Origin of the sequence: Aeromicrobium sp. (assembly GCF_036675695.1) — a bacterium.
Lineage (GTDB): Bacteria > Actinomycetota > Actinomycetes > Propionibacteriales > Nocardioidaceae > Aeromicrobium.
This window is the reverse complement of sequence record NZ_JAKFEL010000011.1, coordinates 1-17,558: the sequence shown is the minus strand read 5'-3', so window position 1 is coordinate 17,558 and position 17,558 is coordinate 1. Positions and strand designations below refer to the sequence as shown.

The following is a 17,558-nucleotide window of genomic DNA, read 5'->3' as shown; positions in this document are numbered from 1 at the left end:
CGAGGAGGGGTGATGGCGCGGACTACGAGCGACATCATCATTGATGCTCCCGCAGGGCAGATCATGGACGTCATCGCCGACTTCGGCGCCTATCCCAAGTGGGCGACGGGCGTGAAGACAGCCGACATCGTGGCGGGCGTTGACGGAGGTCGCGCCGAGCGCGTCCACTTCATCCTCGACGCGGCACCCATCCGTGACGAGTACGAGCTCGGCTACGTCTGGGACGGCGACCGTGGCGTCTCGTGGAACCTCTCGAAGCCGGGAGCGATGCTGACGTCGGTCGACGGCGCATACGTACTCGAACCGCTTGAGCAGACGCAGACCAAGGTGACCTATCAGCTGGCCGTCGACGTGTCCGTGCCGTTGCTCGGCATGCTGAAGCGCAAGGCTGAGAAGGTCATCATCGACACCGCGCTCAAGGGGTTGAAGAAACAGGTTGAGGCGCTGTGACTGAGAGCGCGAGCGAGCCGGTCGGCTCGGTGTCTGAAGAGGCGTTCAAGCTGTTTCGCGCTCTGAGCTCGTCGAGTGCCGAGCCCAAGTCGGACGAACCTCATGTCTGCACCGCAACGTGGTGCCCTGTGTGTCAGGTGGTCGGGCTCGTGCGCGACAACCCCGATGCGATCGCGCAGGTGTCAGCATCTGCGGCAGCGTTCGCCAAGTCGCTGCGCGATCTGGTCGATTCGGCGAAGCCCACTCCGCCCGAGGATGAGGAAGCATGACCTTCGCTATCGGTGTCGACATCGGCGGCACCAAGATCGCTGCGGGGCTCGTCTCAGAGGCGGGCGAGCTGCTCAAGCGCGAGAGTGAGCCGACGCCCCACGACTCGTCCATGATCCCCAAGATCGTCGCGGACCTCGCCGAACGCCTTGCCGGCGACGAAAAGATCGTCGGCATAGGTATCGGCGCAGCTGGTTTCACCAGCACCGACCGGACCACCGTGCGGTTCGCGCCCAACATCAACTGGGTCGACGAGCCACTGGCGGAGCTGGTCTCGCAGCTGGTCGACCTTCCGGTCGTCGTCGAGAACGACGCCAACGCTGCCGCGTGGGGCGAATTCGCCTTCGGCGCTGGGGAGGACACCGACGACCTGCTCCTCGTCACGATCGGCACGGGAGTGGGTGGCGGCATCGTCCACCATGGTCAGCTCTACCGCGGCGGTTTCGGCATCGCAGCCGAGATCGGCCATATGCGTATCGTGCCCCACGGCATCGAGTGCGGATGCGGTGAGCACGGCTGCTTCGAGCAGTACGCCAGTGGCAGCGCCCTCGTACGCGTGGCTCGCGAGCGGGTGGCGAATGGTGACCGCGGTACCGAGGCGTTGAAGGCACTCGCTGATGGTGACCTCACCAAGATCACCGGTCCAGGTCTCACCGAGCTGGCCCACGGCGGCGACGAGCTCTCGATCGAGCTACTGGCCGAGCTGGGTCAATGGATCGGCGAGGGTATCGCCATCCTGGCGTCAATCCTCGATCCGCGAGTCGTCGCGATCGGTGGTGGAGTGGCGGCTGCGGGGGATCTGCTGCTCGGACCGGTCGTCGAAGCCTTCGAGACCCACCTGCCAGCGCGTTCGCACCGACCGCAGGCCGAGGTGCGACTCGCGGCCCTCGGCAATGCCGCTGGCATCATCGGCGCCGCAGACCTCGCGAGGAGCGAATCCTTCTAATGGCAGACAAATTGGCGATCGGTATCGATATCGGCGGTACCAAGATCGCCGCAGGAGTTGTTGACGAGGATGGACGCATCCTCGCGCGGCTGAAGCGCGAGACCCCGACGACTGAACCTCTTGCTGTGATTGACGCGATCGCCGAGATCACGGAGGAATTCCGCCGCGAGCATCACATCATCGCCGTCGGCATCGGCGCAGCGGGCTTCGTCGACGCAACACAGTCGACCGTGTTGTTCGCGCCGCACCTGGCGTGGCGCAATGAGCCACTACGTGACTCGGTGGCCCGTCGTACGGGGCTGCCCGTCATGGTGGACAACGACGCCAATGCCAGTGGCTGGGCCGAGTGGCGCTTCGGAGCTGCGCAGGGTGAGGCTGACCTCGTGCTGATCACGCTGGGCACGGGTATCGGTGGCGCGATTGTCATCGATGGTCAGCCCTATCGCGGCAAGTTCGGGATCGCCGGGGAGTTCGGGCACATGCAGGTCGTACCCGACGGTCGGCCGTGCGAATGCGGAAACCATGGCTGCTGGGAGCAGTACGCCAGCGGTCGTGTGCTCACCCGCCGCGGCAGGGCTGCAGCGGCTGACGGGACCGACTTCGGCAAGGCAATGCTGGCGGATGCTGGCGGAGACATCGAACGTATCGAAGGTTCATTCGTGAGCAGGTATGCCGACGAGGGCAATGCCGAGGCGATCGAATGGATTGCCGACGTCGGCGACTGGCTCGGTGTTGGCATCGCCAACCTCGCGGCAGCTCTCGATCCTGGGATGTTCGTCATCGGCGGGGGAGTGAGCGATGCAGGAGATCTCCTGATCGACCCGGCCAAGGCTGCCTATAGCCGCACATTGACGGGTCGCGGTTATCGCGCCGAGGCCCGCATCGCGCGAGCGCACCTTGGGCCTGAGGCGGGTTTGATCGGCGCGGCTGACATGGCCCGACTTACAGCACGGCGCCGTCGTCCGGCCAATCCGAGCGCCCGGGCCCGTGCTCGGGCAGCTGCGAAACCAGGTAGATCGCCGCGGCGACGAAAGTGAGAACTGCCGCGCCCAAGATGGGCCGGGGCAAGATCTCGCCGAACATCGTTGCAATGACCAGCGCCAAGGGGGCTCCCGCCAGCCCAATCCAGGCCAACGTCATGGCGCGACTGCGCGGACGTCGCGGCGTTGGCTCGACCTTGCGGTAGAACGGCTCTTCAGCCTCGACTGGTTCGGTGTCATCCGACCAGACCAGCGGCGGAGGCTGCTCGACTGGGGCAGGCTCCGGCTCCTCGTCGGGGAAGTCGAGATCGAGGTCGAGCCCTTCGACGATCTTGTCGAAGTCGTCCTTCTCAGGCACGCCGCAGCCTCCTGGGAAAGTGCACGGTAGAAGGCAACGGCGTGCTCGACGCCGGTTGGTCCCTTCGCTGGCGCTCAGGCACTACTTGCCCCGACGTGTTCGGCGATGAACGCTGATGTGCGGTCGAAGATCAGTTGCGCGTCATTGTCGATCGTTGCGACGTGGAAGCTGTCCTTGAGCTCGACGAAGTCCTTCACGGAGGAAGAGACGTTGGCGAGGATCAGGTCCTTGGAAGTGATGTCGACGACGTGGTCGTCGTCGGAGCGAAACAGGATAAGCGGCTGGGTGACCTTGCCGAGGTCTGCTCGGATGGCCTTCCACAGTTTGAGCTGCGATGCCAGGGCCTTCAGCGGAGTCTTGTCGTAGCCGACCTCGTCTCCACCGGCCTTCTTGATGTCGTTGCCGATGCCGGGCAAGGCGGGGATGAGCCACTGCAGCGCGGGTACGAGCTTGACGTCGAAGCGCGCCAGGTTGATGGCTGGGTTGACGAGCACCAGCGCGTCGACGTCCGCGGGTCGCTGCTGCGCCAGACGGAGCCCCAGACCGCCTCCCATCGAGAGACCAGCGACGACGACCTTGTCGCACTTTGTGTGCAGCTCGGTGAGGGTCTTGTCGAGCTCGGCGTACCAGTCTTCCCAGCGGGTGCGGTTCATGTCCTTCCAGGTCGTGCCATGGCCAGGCAGGCGAGGGACCCGGACGGTGTAGCCCTGCTCAGCGAGGTGTTTGCCCCACGGAACCATCGAAGCCGGCGAGCCGGTGAACCCGTGACTCAGCAAAACACCGATACGTCCGCCGTCGGCGGAGAAGGGTTCGGCTCCGGGCACGACGGCAACAGGAGAAGGAGTGCTCATGCCAGCCATCTTCCCTCATCTGAAAGGTCGTCGGCCAGTGACCTGCGAGCACGGCTCCGTACGGAGTAGTGTCTCGTCTCGTGTTCTATTGGTTCTTGAAGTTCCTTGCGCTGGGTCCACTGCTCAAGTTGATCTTCCGGCCATGGGCGGAGGGCACGGAGAACGTTCCGAAGGAAGGCGCCGCCATCCTGGCGAGCAACCACCTGTCCTACAGCGACTGGCTGTTCATGCCGCTCGTCATCCCTCGCCGGGTGACCTTCGTCGCCAAGGCTGAGTATTTCGAGGGGTCGGGCATCAAGGGCTGGCTGCAGAAGACGTTCTTCTCCGGCGCCGGGCAGGTACCGATCGACCGTACGAGCGGTTCGGCCGCTGCCGGCGCGATCAAGACTCAGCTGCGCCTGCTGGACGACGGCCAGGTGTGCGGCATTTACCCGGAGGGCACCCGTTCGCACGACGGCAAGCTCTACCGCGGTCGTACGGGAGTTGCGCGACTCGCGCTCGAAGCTGGCGTGCCCGTCATCCCGCTCGCTGTCATCGGCACCGATGTTGTAGCGCCTCCCGGCAAGATCTTCGGCAAGTTCGCGCGCCCCGGCGTACGTTTCGGCAAGCCGCTCGACTTCAGCCGCTATGAGGGCATGCAGGACGATCGCTACATCCTGCGAGCGATCACCGACGAGATCATGTACGAAATCATGCGTCTGTCGGACCAGGAGTACGTCGACCTCTACGCGCAGGACTCCAAGAAGCGCGACCGCGATACCGAGCGGGCCGCAGCCAAGGCTGTCGATCGCGCCGCCGCCGATGAAGTCTGGGACGACATCAAACCCCTCGAATGATTGACCCGACCGAGCTCTGCGAGGGAGTGTTCAATCAGGTTGAGTACCCACGCGGCGTAGCCGCCAGGACTATCGAAACCTCGTGAGATCAAGTGCCAAGTCAACCAAACACAGAGGAGCTTCAATGCGCATCGGCATGCTGACCGGCGGAGGCGACTGCCCCGGACTCAACGCAGTCATCCGAGGAGCTGTGCGCAAGGGAGTGTCGACGTACGGGCACGAGTTCGTCGGATTCCGTGACGGTTGGCGGGGACCGCTCGAGAACGACACGATGACGCTCGGCATCCCCGAGGTGCGCGGCATCCTTCCGCGTGGCGGCACGATCCTCGGCTCGTCGCGTACCAACCCGTTCGCGATCGAGAACGGCGTGGAGCGCATCAAGGACAACCTCGCGGCCAACGGATGCGACGCCCTCATCGCGATCGGCGGCGAGGACACCCTCGGTGTCGCGACCAAACTCGCTGACCTCGGCGTCAACGTCGTGGGCGTGCCCAAGACGATCGACAACGACCTGTCGGGCACCGACTTCACCTTCGGCTTCGACACGGCCGTCAACATCGCCATGGAAGCAATCGATCGCTTGCACACGACCGCCGAGTCCCACCACCGCGTCCTGGTGGTGGAGGTCATGGGTCGTCACGCCGGCTGGATCGCCCTGCACGCCGGTCTCGCCGGCGGTGCCAACATCATCTTGATCCCGGAGCGCCCATTCGACATCGACGCGGTCTGCGCGCAGGTCGAGAGCCGGTTTGCGACGCACTACTCGCCGATCATCGTGGTGTCCGAGGGTGCCGTGCCCGCCGAGGGTGGCGCAATGTCGCTGGTCAGCGGCGAGAAGGATGCCTTCGGTCACGTTCGGCTCGGCGGTATCGGTGACCGGCTGGCGTCAGAGATCGAGCAGCGTACGGGCAAGGAAGCCCGGGCCGTCGTGTTGGGCCACATCCAGCGCGGTGGCACCCCCACGGCTTTCGACAGGTGGCTCGCCACTCGGTTTGGTCTGCACGCGATCCAGGCCGTGCACGAAGGCGATTTCGGCAAGATGGTGGCGCTGCGGGGCACGGAGATCGAGCGCGTACCGCTCGCCGAGGGCACCAAGGTCCTCAAGGTCGTCCGCCCCGAGCTCTACGAAGAAGCCGAAGTCCTGTTTGGCTGACCTGAGTCCACGTTCTCGGCGTGTGCATCTAGGCGCCGTCAGCGCCAAGTACGATTAGCTCGTGAGCATTCCCACCCTTGATGAGCTTCGTGCGATCGGAGCCGCCCAGCAGCCGACCTACGTCGACCCTGCTGCGCGCGATGCTGCCGTTCAGAGGCTCCGCACGATGCCCCCGCTGGTGTTTGCCGGCGAGTGCGACGCGCTGCGTGACAAGCTCGCCGAGGTAGCCCGCGGCGAGGCGTTCCTGCTCCAGGGTGGCGACTGCGCCGAGACGTTTGAAGGCGTCACTGCCGAGAACGTCCGCAACAAGCTCCGCGTCCTGCTCTCGATGGCGGTCGTGCTCACGTACGCCGCAAGCGTTCCGGTCGTCAAGGTCGGCCGTCTTGCCGGTCAGTACGCCAAACCGCGGTCGAGTGACACCGAGACCCGCGAAGGCCTCACCTTGCCGGCTTACCGCGGCGACGCGGTCAACGGCTTCGACTTCGACCCCGAGTCGCGTGCGCATGACCCACAGCGGCTCGTCGAGGTCTACCACGCATCTGCGTCGACGCTGAATCTCGCGCGAGCGTTCACCACTGGTGGTTACGCCGACCTGCGCCAGATGCATGCCTGGAACACCGACTTCGTCAAGAACAGCCCCGTCGGCGAGCGCTACGAGCGGATCGGCGCCGAGATCGATCGCGCGCTGGCGTTCATGGACGCGATCGGCGTCGACCCGGACGAGTTCCACACCGTCGACTTCTTCTCGTCACACGAGGCCCTGATCCTTGAGTACGAACACTCACTCACCCGTATCGACTCGCGCACTGAGCAGCCGTACGACGTGTCGAGCCACTTCGTGTGGATTGGCGAGCGCACCCGTCAGCTCGATGGCGCGCACGTTGAGCTTCTCAGCAAGATCGCCAACCCGATCGGTGTGAAGCTCGGCCCGACATCGACTGCCGATGACGCGATTGCGCTGTACGAGAAGCTCAACCCTGAGCGCGTACCCGGCAAGATCACGTTCATCACCCGCTTCGGTGCGGACAAGATCCGCGACGGACTGCCCAACCTTGTCGAGAAGGTCACTGCGGCCGGGCTCGAAGTCGCCTGGGTGTGTGATCCGATGCACGGCAACACCTTCGAGACCACCAACGGCTACAAGACGCGCGAGTTCGACGATGTCATCGACGAGGTCCGTGGCTTCTTCGAGGTGCACCGCAGTCTCGGCACCTGGCCTGGAGGCGTTCACGTCGAGCTCACCGGTGATGACGTCACCGAGTGCGTTGGTGGCGGAGCCAAGCTGTCGGCCGAAGGCCTCGCGCACCGCTACGAGACGCTGTGCGATCCGCGCCTCAACCGAGCCCAGAGCCTCGAGCTGGCCTTCCTGGTCGCCGAAATGCTGTCCGGAGCCTAAAGGACTTGGTGGACGGGTTTCGTACGCCCTGACGACTCGGCGAGGATCATCGCGACGAGCACGATGGTGCCGCCGATGGCGACCCGCCAGCCCAGCGTCTCGCTGCCGAACAGCACGGCGAACCCTGCCGCGAACACCGGCTCCATCGTCATGAGCAACGCGGCACGGGCGGCGTCGAGCTGGCTCTGTGCCCAGGTCTGCGCGAGCATCGCGAGCGCCCCTGCCGCCAGGGCCATGTAGACGACCGCGATCCAGTCGCCCGAGGTGTGGGGGAGCGTGATCCCTCCGGGTGCCGCCACCACGAAGCAGATCGCCGAGATCACGCCCATCTGGACCGTTGCCATTGCGAACGCATCCTTTGACGTCGACCACCTCGATAGCACGACGATGTGCACTGCGTACAGGATTGCGCTGACCAAGGTGATGGCCTCGCCGAAGCGAACCGCAAACCCACGCAAGGACAGGATCGCCAGACCCGCTGTCGCCATGGCGACGGCAATCCACACCGTGCGGCTGATGCGTATGCCGAACGCCAGCGACGCGAGCACGGGCGTGGCCACGACGTACAAGCCCGTGATGAATCCCGAGATGCTGGCATCTGTGTGGCCGAGGCCAGTGGTCTGCATGATCTGCGCGACTCCGTAGATGCCACCGGCGTAGACGCTATTGCGCAACATGCCGGGCTGCAGGCGACCGATGGCTTTCGGTGCGATGAGCACGAGGGCGAAGAAGGCGATCGCGAACCGAATCGCCAGGAAGTCAGCCGCTGGTACGCGATCCAGCAGATCCTTGATCAGGAAGAATGTCGATCCCCACATGGCAGTGACCGACAGCAACGCTGCCGCGGCAAGACGAGGTCGCATTGTCAACTAGAACGGGAACTGAGAGATGCCGACGGTGCTGCCGCGCTTGGCCTTGGTGCCAGCCTTCGGGCTCTGTCGGACGACCGTGTAGTTGCCGCCGTCCGACGCGACAACCTTGAACCCGAGATCCTCGAGCCTCTTGATGGCGTCGTTCTTGGTCATCCCGGTGACCTTGGGTACGACGACGAGATCCGGGCCCTTGGAGACGACCAAAGTGATGGTGTCGCCCTTGAACTTGGTGCCGTCACGCGGGGACTGAGAGATGACAAGGTCCTTGTCGACGTCGTCACTGAATTCAGGCTTGATCTCGAGCTTGAAGCCGTCTTCCTTGAGCGCCTTCTCGGCCTCATCGACGGGCTTGCCGGTGAAGTCGACCACCTTGATCGGCTTCTTGCCCCTGCTGATGTAGAGGTCGACGGTCGTGTTGCGCTTGAGGTCATCGGTGGCAGCGATGCCGATGGCGCCGATGACTCGGTTCTTGGAGACCTTTTCGTCGTACTTCCTCTTGATCTCGCCGACTGTGAGGTCGATGGCGCCCAGAGCCGTCGTGGCCTCCGCCAGGGTCATGCCCTTGAGGTCCTTGGGCAGACGTACGCGGTCAGGCCCCTTGGAGATGATCGCGTTGATCGTGTCACCCGGCAGGATCTTGTCGCCCGGCCCCGGGTCGGTCGACATCACGACGCCACTGGCGTAGTCCTCGGAGAACTCCACCCCCGCGACCTCGAACTCGAATCCGAGCCGCTCGGCGTTCTCCTTGGCTTCAGCTTCAGAGGTGCCAACCAGCTGTGGAGCCGTGTCATAGCGACCGATGCCGATGTACCACCCGAGCAGTGTCGCGAGCAGGGTCATGACGATGGCCAGGACCAGCAGGTTGCGACCGCGCTTGGAACGGGGTTCGTCGGCGCGCATCTGCTTGTAGTCGTCGGACGAGACTGGCGGAAGCAGGCCTGCCTTGAGGGGTTGTACGGGAGCGTTGGCGGCCCGATCCCACTGAACCGTCGGCTCGGACGGGGGACGTACGGCCTGGGTTGCTTCGGAGTCGCCGGCGTTGAAACCGATGGCACCGCGCTTGACGAACTCCGTGGGCTCGCCGTCAGCGTCGGTGATCCGAGCGCCGGGGAGAAGGTCGGCGACCAGCTCCGGATCGTCATCCATACCTGCGTTGAGAGAGCGCTGCACCGATCGAAGCTGCTGAAGCAGAACGCGGGCGTCAGTCGAGCGCTGGTCACGATCGCGCACAGTCGCACGCGTCACGAGCGCGTCGACATAGGGCGGAATGCCAGGCTGCAGCTCGGACGGCTTGCCGATGTCTTCGTGCACGTGCTTGTAGGCGACCTGGATGGGGGACTCGCCTGAGTGCGGCTTGACCCCGGTCAGCATCTCGTAGAGCATCGCGCCGCACGCGTAGACGTCGGAGCGGGCGTCCGCGCCTTCGTTCACGACGATCTCGGGTGCGAGATAGGAAACCGTGCCGATCAGGGTGCCGCCGGTGGCGGTGGTGGCTGCACTCACGGCGCGGGCCAGTCCGAAGTCAGCGACCTTGACCTCACCACTTGGGGTGATCAGGACGTTCTCGGGCTTCACATCACGATGGATGATGTGTGCGGCATGCGCGGCAGACAGCGCGATCAGGATCTGCTCGAGCAGCTCCAGTGCACGGTAGGGCGGCATAGGCGCCTCTTCGCGCATGATGTCGCGCAAGGTGCGGCCCGGCACGTACTCCATGACGAGGTAGGTGACTTCGCCATCCATGCCCTGGTCGAACACCGACACGACATTGGGGTGGTTGAGCTTGGCGGCAGACCTGGCCTCGCGGTGGAACCGCTCGGTGAATTGGCGGTCATCGCCGAGACCGTGGTGCATGACCTTGATCGCGACGGGTCGGTCGAGCCGCTGGTCCGTCGCCCAGAACACACTCGCCATGCCGCCGCGCGCAATGCGCTTGCCGATCAGGTAGCGGTCATTGAGGACGCGACCGATCAGGGCTTCGTCGCCCGTCATCACCACGCCAGCCCTCCTCGACCTCGGACCATGCGGTTCCGTAGGGGTTGATTCTAGATGCTTGTCCACAAAGATCGGGCCATGGCATCCGTGTCCGCGCGGTGGTGTCCTATGCCCTCGTCAGCGCAAATGAGCAACGATGGACCCATGAGCCGTCGAATGTTGTTCGCCGTCGTCATCGGCATCGCGGGTCTCGTGCTCATCAGCCAGTACGGCGGCACGGAGACCTCATCGGCTCCCCAGCCCACAGCAACGGACTCGACACCCAGCTCGATCGGATCGCTCCCGCAGGAAGCCGTCGACACCATTGCGCTCATTCAGAGCGACGGTCCGTTCCCGTATCGGCGGGATGGTGCTGTGTTCATGAACCGCGAACGGCGACTGCCTGAGCACGAGCGGGGCTACTGGCGCGAGTACACCGTGCCGACACCGGGCGAGACCGATCGCGGAGCACGGCGGATCGTTCACGGCGAGGGCGACGAGTACTACTACACCGACGACCACTACGGATCGTTCAAACGCGTCTACCCACCGAAGCTGGTGAAATGATGAGCGCTTCGTACACGTCGTTGCTCGAAGGTTCGACATCCCCAGGGCTGTTCAGCTGGCGCGGCGATCCAGACAGGGATCTGATCGGAGAGGCCGAGACGGCCGGGTGGCGCGCGTTGCACCTCGACACGACCGACGTGCACTCTGTCGAAGCGTTCTACGACGAGGTCACCGCTGCGTGGGGGCTGCCGTCGTGGTTCGGCCGCAATCTCGATGCATTGTTCGACGTGCTCGGAGATCTCACCGTCACGCCTCTGGTGCTCGTATGGGACGGCCTGCGCGAACTGTCGGCGATCGACCCGATGCAGGCTGCGGCGGTGCTCGACGTCCTGCGCGACGCTGCCGGACAGGCGGCATCATTTGCCGTGATCGTTCGCGACGACTTCGGAATCAGCGAGTTCGACGGGTTGCTGTGAGCGCGAGCGGGCCGAGGATCTCGCGTGCTTCGGGTCCGAGCGCAGAGAGCGCCGACTCGGCCTGATCCTCGAGTCGAGCGATGTCGGCCTCGACGGCCGCAAGGGCACCCGAGGACTGGATCAGCTCTCGTACGGCTTCGATTCCGCCGGCGGTCCCGAGCTGTTCGTGGAGCAAGGTGCGACCTGCATCGTCGGTCAGCTCGGACGTCCGCGCGATGAGCACTGTTCGCTTGCCCTCGCGCAGGTCGTCGCCGGCCGGCTTGCCGGTCACTGAAGGGTCGCCGAAGACGCCGAGCACGTCGTCGCGCAGCTGGAACGCCTCCCCGAGCGGCAAGGCGACCTCGCTCAGGCCGGCGATCAGCTCGGGCTCTGCGCCGGCCAGAGCGGCACCGATATGGAGCGGGCGCTCGACGGTGTATTTGGCCGACTTGTAGCGCACGACCTTCATGGCCTCGTCGACCGAGAGCGACGACCGCGTCTGCCCGACCACGTCCAGGAACTGGCCCGCAACGACCTCGGACTTGCACAGGTCGAGGAAGCGCCGCGCGTTGCTAAGATTGGCCACCATGGACGGCGAGTCCAGGACGGCGCGAGTCAGCATCTCATCGCACCAGGACAGCATCAGGTCGCCGAGCAGAACAGCGGTCGACAGTCCGAAGCCTGCAGCGTCACCGGACCTGGCCTCCGTACGGTGCCGCGATTCGTACTCGCGATGGATGCTGGGCCGTCCGCGCCGGGTGTCGGAGCCGTCCATCAGGTCGTCGTGCACCAGGGCGCTCGCCTGGAGCCACTCCAACGAGGCAGCCGCGGTCACGAAGCCAGCATCAGTGGGGGAGCCGCCGGCGATGAGCCAGCCGGCGTAGCAGAACTGCGGTCGCAAGCGTTTGCCCCCCACGACGAAGCCGAGGGCCGAGTCAGCGAGCTCGCCGAGGTCAGGTCCCAGCTCGGCGAGGAGGGGCCGCTGGCGATCGACGAACGAGACAAGTGCCACATCGACTTGAGTCCGGAATTCGGGATCGTCTGCGCGTGCGGTCACATGTCGGACGATACCGTTGGGTCATGCCCGCCGATGATCGCTCCTTCCTCGAAGTCCTGCGCGGACCCGACCCGACGACCTCGTTCGAGTTCTTCCCGCCGAAGGACGACGAGGGCGAGGCCGTGCTCTGGAAGACCATCGCAGACCTCGAGGCACTCGATCCAACGTTCGTCTCCGTCACATACGGTGCGGGCGGCACCAGCCAGGAGCGCACCGTACGCATCACCGCTCGCATTGCGGAGCAGACGTCGATGCGTCCCGTCGGTCACCTGACTCTTGTGGCGCAGACCAAGGGCGAGATCGAGTCAGTCCTCAAGCAGTACGCCGCTGCCGGAGTCGACGATGTGCTCGTACTCCGCGGCGACCCCAAGGGCGGACCGCGAGCCCCCTGGGAGCCGCATCCCGACGGCATGAACCACGCAATCGACCTCGTGGAGCTGGCCTCCGAGCTTGGTGGGTTCTGCATCGGTGTCGCAGCGTTCCCCGAGGGGCACCCCGACGCCCAGAGCCTCGAGCACGATGCGGAGGTTCTGGTGGCCAAGGCCGAGGCCGGAGCCGACTACGCGATCACCCAGCTCTTCTTCCGCGCCTCCGACTACTTCGCGCTGGTCGAGCGTGTGCGAGCACTGGGCAGCGACATCCCGATCGTTCCGGGCATCATGCCGATCCTCAACTTCTCGCAGGTTGCCCGGATGGCTGAGCTGTCCGGTGCGGCACTGCCGCCGGAGGTGTTGGAACAGGTCGAGCCGATCCAGGACGACAAGGACGCGGTCCGTGCCAAGGGCATCGAGCTGGCGACGCAGCTGTGCCGCGACTTGCTTGCCGGTGGAGCGCCGGGCCTGCACTTCATCACCCTCAACCGCTCCAAGGCGACACGAGAGATCTTCGAGGCCCTGCGCGCCGACGGTCTCGTCTGACTTTCGGGGCGTCTACGGGAGCAGCGAGAAGTGGCTGTGGACCGCCACGAGAGCTCCCTGCTCGGTGTACCGCTCAAGGACCAGGGTGCAGCGACCCTGCCTCAGATCGGTCCCCACCGATGACCAGCGGGCGGCGACCACGTGCACAGACCTGTCGTTGGCCGGCATCACGTGGATCGAGTCGGGCTCGAAGCTGAATCCGGACGTTGTTTCCCAAATTGGCGCCCACTGGTGCTCGACCAGCGCGTCCAAGCCGTCGGCCTCGGCAACGCGTGTGCCGTACGAGAAGCAGGTCGGCGAGAACAGCGGGCGAGCGCGGTCGGTGTCGCGTTGACGTACGCAGTCGGCGAACTCGTCAAGCCAGGTCGAGATCTCGGCGTCGATGCTCATGTGAGTGCTCCGGTGCTCTTGTTCAGTGCGGTGGTGAGGGCCGAGACGACATCAGATCTGTCGGCGGCAGCCGCGGCAGTCCGCATACGGTCAGCGAGGAGGATCTTGTAGGAATCGGCGAGCTCGACGCCGGCCAGGTCGTTGACCGAAGCGCCATCTCCGAAACAGGCTGGCCGATCGACACCATTGATCCAGAAGCACGCCTGCGTGGTGAGGCACTTGAAGCACGTGCCGCAGTTGCGGTCCTGCTGTTTGCCCAGGAAGCAGACTCGCAGGTCGGCGGCAATGGGCGCCTCGTGCGCGAACGCGCTCACCTTGGCGAGCTTGTCGTGGGAGGCGCCGTCGTGCCAGACGGGCCGCGTCGCGGACCCGAGCAGGTGGTCCGTCATGGGTGTCGAGCCCCACGGCAGGATCTGGTGGTTGTACGGATAGCTCGACGGGATGATCGAGTGAGAGAAGAACTGCTCGTAGCAGGCGAGGACGGCGGCGAGGGAGATGCCGTGTGACTTTCTGGCCCACGAGTAGTGCAGCGCGCGACCGACCTTGCGGAGGTCTGTACGCAGCCAATATGGCGTGACTCCGTACGCGCGCAGCATCCGCTCGGACCTCCCGTATGCCGTCCGGAACTCCGTCTCGTTGCTCTTCTTGATGTCGAAGCCGTGGACCATCAGTCCGGCGCTGAGGTCGGTCGACCGGAACGGACTGCTCGCGCTCGCGGTTGAGTGGCGAAAGAGAGTGAAGGCGCTGTCGACGCCACCAGAGAACGCGGTGATGGCGCCAGCGCCGCGCTTGGGCTGGTGTGGGCGGCGCTCGATGTCTCCTCTGATGGGGACCACCGAGTACTTGCGTGGGTGCCAGAGCAGCTGAGCTTCCTGCCACTCCATCAAGTTGTCGACCGTGCCTTGGTCAATCGGGCCGTCGACCACCACTGGGTCGCCCAGTCGCATGGCAGCAGGGAGGAAGGCCAGGAGCCACGGGCGGCCGGTCGGCCGGAAACGGCGTGCGTCAGGGGAGCTGAACTGCATCCCCACCCTGTAGGTCTGGCGGCCCGTCAGAGTGCCCTTCCAGGTGACGACGTCGTCAGTCACCCGCGGCTTCGAGTAGGAGACCACCGTCTCTTTGCGAGTGATCGGAGGGCCCGGCATGGCGTCACAGTACTGGGCAAGGCGATCTCAACGCTTCGCTGGACCGATGTCCTCGGCGATGGCTGCTGTCGCCATACCGATCGCCTCGAGCGACCCGCCTGGATGCGCATGCGCACCGGCGAAGTAGAGCCCGCCGCTCGGAGCGACTCCGGGCAGTTCCCAAGCGGTGCTCAGGCCCTGCCACGCCCAACCCCAGTGACCGAGGCGTACGAGGTCGCTCGGCGTCAGGTCCGTTCGAGACGTGACGTGATCTCGCAGGTCGATGCCGAAGCGTACGAGTGCGTCGAGCACGTCCTCACCGCTGCGGTGCTCGATCGTCCATTCGCCCTTGCCGCCCGAGAACAGGCGGATCGGAGGGTTGGCATGGACGAGGATCTCTTCTGGCAGCTCGGGTGCATCGTCCGCAAGGGTGATCAACGTTCGGCTCGCCGGGATGACCTGCATCGTGCGAGGTGCGGGCAGGGGAGCGGGCCAGCTCGGTGCGCACCACACCACCACTTCGGCGGGAAGCGTGCGCTGGTCGGTGATCACGCCGGTCACTTGGGCGCCATCGCGTACGAGCTCGTGGGCGGACTCGCCGAGCGCAATCGTGACCTTGCGCTCGGCCAACCGTGCCTCCAGCGCCTCCGCGAGAGCAGGGAGCCCGCCGGTGAAGCGCCAGCGGCCGAAGTTGCGCTCGACGTAGTGACTCACCGCGGCGAATCCTGGGGTCGCTACGCGATCTTGGCCGGAGAGGCGGAGCGGGTTGAGCAGCATCTTGGCGAGACGTTCATCGGGCAACCGGTCAGCGACGTAAGAGATGCTTCGACGCGCTCGCAGAGCCTTGCGAACGTTCCGGTCGACGGCCGATTTGCCGGCGAACACCTGGTCCAGCGCCGTGCGGCGCAAGACGTCCCAGGTGTCGGCGAGGCCATCGATCCATGGTGACCACTCGTCTTCGCCGAACGCCTTCGTCAGGGCGGCATGTTGGTCGCCGCGGTTGCCGAGGGGAAGGTCGAGGATCGACTTGTCCTTGAACACATGACGACGGCCCGCGGTCATCTCCAGCTCAAGCAGGCTCTCCAACGGCCGCCCCGACTTGCGGAAGAGGTCCCGGAACACGGCCGGGAGGGTGACCGTGTCGAGTTCGATCTGCCGGTGTGTGCCGTCGATCGGGACGCCGCGCATCCGACCGCCGAGGTGGTCTGACGCCTCCACCAGCGTGACGTTGTGGCGGAGCTTTGCGAGGCGCGCTGCCACCGACATGCCGGCGAAGCCGCCTCCGACCACCACGACCTGCGCCATGCGCGCAGACTACGCGTTCGACTCGCGCCGTCGACGTCGTGCTCTGCTGATCGTCTTCCACAGCAGGATCACGGTGGCCGCCCCAGCGATCAGGAGCGATGCGGTGATGCTCAGCGCCCACCACGGATGAGCCACGGCAAGCGAGACGATGGTGATCACGCCGATGTCCTCGGTCGTGCTGACAATCCCGTTGCTGAACGGCTCGGGTGAGGTGTTGACGGCCAGTCGTACGCCGGACTTCACGCCGTGCGAGGCCAGAGCCGTGCTTCCGCCCAGCGCGGTGAGCAGCGCCTGATCGACACCGGACGAGTCGCCGGCGAGATGCCACGCCACCCAGGCTCCAACGGTCGGTCGGACGACAGTCGAGATGCCGTCCCAGACCGAGTCGAGCCACGGGATCTTGTCGACGACGAACTCGACCAGGAACATGACCCCAGCCACGACGAGCACGTCGGTACGAGCGAATGCGTCGGGCACGATCGATGTCTCGGTGAACCGAGCGAGCAGGCCGAGTACGCCGACGGTTGCGTACGCGTTGACACCGCTGGCCCAGCCGCTGGAGAAGACCAGAGCCGCGAGGTCCATCAGGAGACCCAGTCAGGTCGTTCGGACTGATCGTGCATGGCAGGACGCTATCGGAAATCGACCCCAGGGCGTGTCTGGGAAACCCCCACACGCCCGACCGCCGCCGCATCCCGTCTGACGGCGTTCTCGGTCCTCGCTAGACAACCCTGGTATGGCTTCGGCCCTCGGCCTTGTCAGACGGGCGCGGACGCCGCTCGGATCGCCGCGGGGGTTTGCCAGACACGCCCTGGCCCTGTGGCACAGTGTCCGTCATGGGTCCGGTCCGTGCCGAGTTGATGTGGCAGTCCGTGGTCGATGCCACCGATATTGCGGGCGGCGGCAAAGGTGGGCTGGATGTTCTTGATCTCGGCGGCGGGACCGGGGGAGACGCCGTACGTCTGGCGCTCCTCGGACACCACGTCACAGTCGTTGATCCGAGTCCCGACGCATTGGCGTCGTTGCACCGTCGCGCTGCAGACGCCGACCTCGTCGAAGCGGTCCGCGGCATACAGGGCGACACCGCCGATCTGCTCGACCATGTGGATCCACAGTCTTTCGACCTCGTCATCTGCCACGGCGTGCTCGAGTACGTCGACGACCCAACCGAGGCTTTGGCCGCCGTCGCCACGGTCCTGCGACCTGGCGGTCACGTGAGCGTTGTCGTCGCAGGGCGGCTGGCGGCGATCACGGCACGCGCGCTCGCAGGAGACTTCGCCACCGCGCAGGCGCTCCTGAGCGCCACGGCTGACGCGTGGGATGTCCGTTTGCTCGGTCCACGGAGGTTCGGCCTCGATGAGCTCCAGGACCTTCTGGCTGCCCGTGGATTCGAACCGGTAGCGACAAATGGGCTCCGGGTTTTCGCCGATTTGGTCCCTAGCGCAATCGTTGACGGAGAGCCGGGAGCGCGAGAGGCATTGTTCGCTCTCGAGCGACTTGCACGTACTTCACACGACTTCACATCCGTTTCCGCTGGCTTGCAGTCAATCGCACGCCTAGACTTGGAATCAGCATCATCCGATCCAGGAGGCAAAAATGCCGCTCTCTGACGAAGAGGCCCGGCTGCTCCATCAGCTCGAGCAATCGCTGGCCGCTGAAGACCCCGACTTTGCGTCGACCCTTCGGGGCTCGAAGTTCATGGCGCACAACCGTCGTGTGG

21 protein-coding genes are annotated in these 17,558 nt (G+C 65.3%); 12 read left to right on the top strand and 9 right to left on the bottom strand.

Annotated elements, in window-relative coordinates; genetic code table 11:
- The first annotated feature begins 12 nt into the window (after nucleotides 1–12).
- Genes V6M39_RS00450 through V6M39_RS00435 form a run of 4 tightly spaced genes read left to right on the top strand, consistent with a single transcriptional unit; the run spans nucleotide 13 to nucleotide 2,700 of the window.
- Nucleotides 13–450: an SRPBCC family protein gene (locus tag V6M39_RS00450; protein WP_332641697.1), complete on the top strand. Its 438-nt coding sequence runs from the start codon at nucleotides 13–15 to the stop codon at nucleotides 448–450.
- Nucleotides 447–719 (top strand): hypothetical protein, encoded by a 273-nt coding sequence (locus V6M39_RS00445; RefSeq protein WP_332641696.1) that lies wholly within the window; start codon nucleotides 447–449, stop codon nucleotides 717–719. Before V6M39_RS00450 ends, V6M39_RS00445 begins: the two co-directional genes overlap by 4 nt.
- On the top strand, nucleotides 716–1,663 hold the full coding sequence (locus tag V6M39_RS00440) for an ROK family glucokinase (protein ID WP_332641695.1): 948 nt from the start codon (nucleotides 716–718) through the stop codon (nucleotides 1,661–1,663). Before V6M39_RS00445 ends, V6M39_RS00440 begins: the two co-directional genes overlap by 4 nt.
- The gene (locus V6M39_RS00435; protein ID WP_332641694.1) at nucleotides 1,663–2,700 is read left to right on the top strand and encodes an ROK family glucokinase; all 1,038 of its coding nucleotides are present in this window, start codon (nucleotides 1,663–1,665) and stop codon (nucleotides 2,698–2,700) included. The genes V6M39_RS00440 and V6M39_RS00435 overlap by 1 nt, the downstream gene beginning before the upstream one ends.
- On the opposite strand, the gene V6M39_RS00430 is transcribed toward V6M39_RS00435, so the two are convergent.
- Together V6M39_RS00430 and V6M39_RS00425 are read right to left on the bottom strand one after the other, a co-directional pair.
- Nucleotides 2,606–3,001, bottom strand: coding sequence for a hypothetical protein (locus tag V6M39_RS00430; protein WP_332641693.1), 396 nt, complete (start codon nucleotides 2,999–3,001; stop codon nucleotides 2,606–2,608). The genes V6M39_RS00435 and V6M39_RS00430 overlap by 95 nt on opposite strands.
- A 74-nt stretch (nucleotides 3,002–3,075) precedes the next feature.
- A complete protein-coding gene (locus V6M39_RS00425; protein ID WP_332641692.1) occupies nucleotides 3,076–3,852 on the bottom strand; it encodes an alpha/beta hydrolase in 777 nt (258 codons plus the stop codon).
- Between the two features lie 80 nt (nucleotides 3,853–3,932).
- Between V6M39_RS00425 and V6M39_RS00420 the strand changes: the two genes are divergently transcribed.
- From V6M39_RS00420 to V6M39_RS00410, 3 genes are all read left to right on the top strand, one after another.
- The gene (locus V6M39_RS00420) at nucleotides 3,933–4,688 is read left to right on the top strand and encodes a lysophospholipid acyltransferase family protein (RefSeq protein WP_332641691.1); all 756 of its coding nucleotides are present in this window, start codon (nucleotides 3,933–3,935) and stop codon (nucleotides 4,686–4,688) included.
- 124 nt (nucleotides 4,689–4,812) lie between these two features.
- Nucleotides 4,813–5,841: a 6-phosphofructokinase gene (locus tag V6M39_RS00415; RefSeq protein WP_332641690.1), complete on the top strand. Its 1,029-nt coding sequence runs from the start codon at nucleotides 4,813–4,815 to the stop codon at nucleotides 5,839–5,841.
- Between the two features lie 61 nt (nucleotides 5,842–5,902).
- On the top strand, nucleotides 5,903–7,237 hold the full coding sequence (locus tag V6M39_RS00410) for a class II 3-deoxy-7-phosphoheptulonate synthase (protein WP_332641689.1): 1,335 nt from the start codon (nucleotides 5,903–5,905) through the stop codon (nucleotides 7,235–7,237).
- Here the strand turns inward: V6M39_RS00410 and V6M39_RS00405 are convergent.
- Together V6M39_RS00405 and pknB are read right to left on the bottom strand one after the other, a co-directional pair.
- The gene (locus V6M39_RS00405) at nucleotides 7,234–8,100 is read right to left on the bottom strand and encodes a DMT family transporter (RefSeq protein WP_332641688.1); all 867 of its coding nucleotides are present in this window, start codon (nucleotides 8,098–8,100) and stop codon (nucleotides 7,234–7,236) included. The two genes, V6M39_RS00410 and V6M39_RS00405, sit on opposite strands and share 4 nt — an antisense overlap.
- 6 nt (nucleotides 8,101–8,106) lie before the next feature.
- On the bottom strand, nucleotides 8,107–10,101 hold the full coding sequence (gene pknB, locus V6M39_RS00400) for a Stk1 family PASTA domain-containing Ser/Thr kinase (RefSeq protein ID WP_332641687.1): 1,995 nt from the start codon (nucleotides 10,099–10,101) through the stop codon (nucleotides 8,107–8,109).
- Nucleotides 10,102–10,248: 147 nt separating this feature from the next.
- On the opposite strand from pknB, the gene V6M39_RS00395 reads away from it, so the two are divergent.
- A complete protein-coding gene (locus V6M39_RS00395; RefSeq protein ID WP_332641686.1) occupies nucleotides 10,249–10,650 on the top strand; it encodes a ribonuclease domain-containing protein in 402 nt (133 codons plus the stop codon).
- Nucleotides 10,647–11,066 (top strand): barstar family protein, encoded by a 420-nt coding sequence (locus V6M39_RS00390; protein ID WP_332641685.1) that lies wholly within the window; start codon nucleotides 10,647–10,649, stop codon nucleotides 11,064–11,066. Before V6M39_RS00395 ends, V6M39_RS00390 begins: the two co-directional genes overlap by 4 nt.
- Here the strand turns inward: V6M39_RS00390 and V6M39_RS00385 are convergent.
- Complete coding sequence (locus V6M39_RS00385; RefSeq protein ID WP_332641683.1) at nucleotides 11,041–12,102, bottom strand: polyprenyl synthetase family protein; 1,062 nt, start codon at nucleotides 12,100–12,102, stop codon at nucleotides 11,041–11,043. The genes V6M39_RS00390 and V6M39_RS00385 overlap by 26 nt on opposite strands.
- A gap of 23 nt (nucleotides 12,103–12,125) precedes the next feature.
- Between V6M39_RS00385 and metF the strand changes: the two genes are divergently transcribed.
- Complete coding sequence (metF, locus tag V6M39_RS00380; protein ID WP_332641682.1) at nucleotides 12,126–13,019, top strand: methylenetetrahydrofolate reductase [NAD(P)H]; 894 nt, start codon at nucleotides 12,126–12,128, stop codon at nucleotides 13,017–13,019.
- Nucleotides 13,020–13,031: 12 nt separating this feature from the next.
- Here metF and V6M39_RS00375 read toward each other — a convergent pair whose 3' ends face one another.
- Genes V6M39_RS00375 through V6M39_RS00360 form a run of 4 tightly spaced genes read right to left on the bottom strand, consistent with a single transcriptional unit; the run spans nucleotide 13,032 to nucleotide 16,423 of the window.
- The gene (locus V6M39_RS00375; protein WP_332641681.1) at nucleotides 13,032–13,409 is read right to left on the bottom strand and encodes a YybH family protein; all 378 of its coding nucleotides are present in this window, start codon (nucleotides 13,407–13,409) and stop codon (nucleotides 13,032–13,034) included.
- Nucleotides 13,406–14,554: a hypothetical protein gene (locus V6M39_RS00370; protein WP_332641680.1), complete on the bottom strand. Its 1,149-nt coding sequence runs from the start codon at nucleotides 14,552–14,554 to the stop codon at nucleotides 13,406–13,408. Before V6M39_RS00370 ends, V6M39_RS00375 begins: the two co-directional genes overlap by 4 nt.
- 27 nt (nucleotides 14,555–14,581) lie before the next feature.
- Nucleotides 14,582–15,838: a phytoene desaturase family protein gene (locus tag V6M39_RS00365; RefSeq protein ID WP_332641679.1), complete on the bottom strand. Its 1,257-nt coding sequence runs from the start codon at nucleotides 15,836–15,838 to the stop codon at nucleotides 14,582–14,584.
- Nucleotides 15,839–15,847: 9 nt separating this feature from the next.
- On the bottom strand, nucleotides 15,848–16,423 hold the full coding sequence (locus V6M39_RS00360; RefSeq protein ID WP_332641678.1) for a DUF4126 domain-containing protein: 576 nt from the start codon (nucleotides 16,421–16,423) through the stop codon (nucleotides 15,848–15,850).
- Between the two features lie 251 nt (nucleotides 16,424–16,674).
- On the opposite strand from V6M39_RS00360, the gene V6M39_RS00355 reads away from it, so the two are divergent.
- Both V6M39_RS00355 and V6M39_RS00350 read left to right on the top strand, forming a co-directional pair.
- Nucleotides 16,675–17,448 carry a methyltransferase domain-containing protein gene (locus tag V6M39_RS00355; protein ID WP_332641677.1) on the top strand — a complete coding sequence of 258 codons (774 nt, stop codon included), beginning with the start codon at nucleotides 16,675–16,677 and terminating at the stop codon, nucleotides 17,446–17,448.
- A partial coding sequence (locus V6M39_RS00350) for a DUF3040 domain-containing protein (protein ID WP_332641708.1) occupies nucleotides 17,435–17,558 on the top strand: 124 nt, incomplete at its 3' end. The genes V6M39_RS00355 and V6M39_RS00350, both read left to right, overlap by 14 nt.